Below are 1,996 nucleotides of genomic sequence, written 5' to 3' on the forward strand. Positions count from 1 at the left end.
GAATCAATCTTGATCCAAACCGAGTCCGGCGAGCGGCTTTCTGGGCGCATGAGCAACATCTCCCTCTCTGGCGCCGGCGTTCTGCTCGGCTCCGGCATTGACTATCCTCGCGCTGGAGAACCGCTACGGGTGCACATCGTGCAGGTGGGTTGGATCGACGCGACGGTCGTGCAACAAAGAGGCCAGCTTGTCGGGGTGCAGTTCCATTTGCCGCAGTCGCTTGAACGAGACCTGCTGATCCGCAAGCTCTTTACCGTCGCCCGTCTGAGGGGGAACGGTGTCATCGCGCGCTCGGTGAACAGGGCGATGCTTAAGAACATCTGGTCAATGGCCGCGCCGTTGCCCCACATTGTTACGCGCGGCGCGAAGCCCGCGTCGTTTTCGCCGACCGAGCGCCTGCCGGCAGAGAGCCTGGTGATTCGGCCTCAACGGCGGATCGACGACTTGGCACATCTTGCCGGAGTTCGAAGCCTGCATCCGACGAGTTTTAGTGAACCTGGCTTTGGCCGAGTGGCCGGCACAGTGCTCAAGGCCGTCAAGCTGAGCTGATTGCTGTGTTGTCCTTCTCGTCCGACCAGTCCACGGGATATCGATCGACGGTCAGGCCGCTCATCGATGCCRTCGGTCTCCTTCCGGTGCCCTGCCAGAAAACTCAACCGGAGCGAGCAACCATCCCTTGGCCCAAGGCGTTTGCGGATAGAGGGTGGAGGGAGCATCTGTTGATCGATCACCGCAGCGACCTTCGCCTAGGGCGTCTCACGTTCTGGGTCTCGGCATTCGTGGCGGTCGCCTGCTTGGCGATCGTCGTGCTCAGCGGTTGGCGGGAGTGGTCCTCGCGGGTGACGGTCCTGAAGGGCTCCGAAACGGACATRGCCAATCTGGCCCGGTCGGTGACGCAACACGCGGACGACACGTTCGAGCTCGCGGACACAGTTCTAAATGTGTTGGTTGGCCAACTCGAGCTTGAGGGAACCAGCCCGGCGGCAATCGCCAAGATTCAGACCTTTCTTTCCCGGCGCAAAGCCGCGAATCGGATCCGCGCCGTGTTCGTCTATGACGAGACCGGCCGCTGGCTCGCAACCAGCGAGCCTGTGAATTTCGCCGGTCTCAACAACAGTGACAGAGAATATTTCCAGCATCATCGCGCCGTGGCTGACCGGGGAACCTTCATTGGGTCTCCAGTGAGGAGCAGGTCGGGCGGGCAATGGATCATCACCGCCTCAAGGCGCTTCAATCATCCTGACGGCAGTTTTGCCGGAGTGGCTCTTACGACGATCGATGTCGACTATTTTCTGCAGTTCTATCGCGGATTCGACGTTGGCCAGAACGGTTCGATTGCACTGGCGACCGCGAAAGGCGTTATCCTCGCGCGTAGCCCGGACAACGGCTATACGGGCCGCGACCTGTCGAGTGCTCCGCTTTTTAGAATAATCCGCGAGCGGCCGACTGCGGACGTCTACTACTTCACGTCGCCTCTCGACGGCGTTCGGCGTCTGAGCTTTTATCAGCTGAGCAGTCGGTACCCTGTTCTCGTGGTTGCCACGGAATCGGAAGACGACGTCTTGGCGCCCTGGCGCAGAGCGGCGCTGACGCGCATGGCTGCGGTGCTGGGACTGATAGGAGGGCTCGCTGTTGCGGGGCTCTTCCTGGTGCGCCAGTTGCACCTGCGGCAAAAGATGGCAGCCGCCCTGGTCGCCAAGGAGGCGGATTTTCGCCTCCTCGCGGAGCAGTCGGGAGACATGGTCATGCGCATAGCGGTCGATGGACGGATCCTCTATGCGTCGCCGTCCAGCGCGCGAGTTCTCGGCTGGGCTCCGAACCAGTTGGTGGATACGTCGGCCTTCGCCGGCATAAATCCCGCGGACCTGGCCCGGGTTGAGCAAACGATCTCCGCGTTGGGGAACGGCGAAGCCGAAGAGGCTAGAATCACTTATCGCGCTCGGCATCGCGAGAAGGGCGAGGTCTGGATCGAAACCGCGCTGCGCGTCGCCAGGAG

The 1,996-nt window shown here is 61.7% G+C and carries 2 protein-coding genes; both read left to right on the forward strand.

Annotation, left to right across the window (positions count from 1 at the left end; translation table 11 throughout):
- Positions 1-549, forward strand: a 549-nt coding sequence (locus tag AC1D00_RS38760) for a PilZ domain-containing protein (RefSeq protein WP_477014310.1), incomplete at its 5' end; no start/stop codon positions are given.
- Positions 550-719: 170 nt separating this feature from the next.
- On the forward strand, positions 720-1,996 hold a 1,277-nt coding region (locus AC1D00_RS38765; RefSeq protein ID WP_477014311.1), incomplete at its 3' end, for a cache domain-containing protein.

The organism is Bradyrhizobium sp. P2_E8, assembly GCF_056403875.1.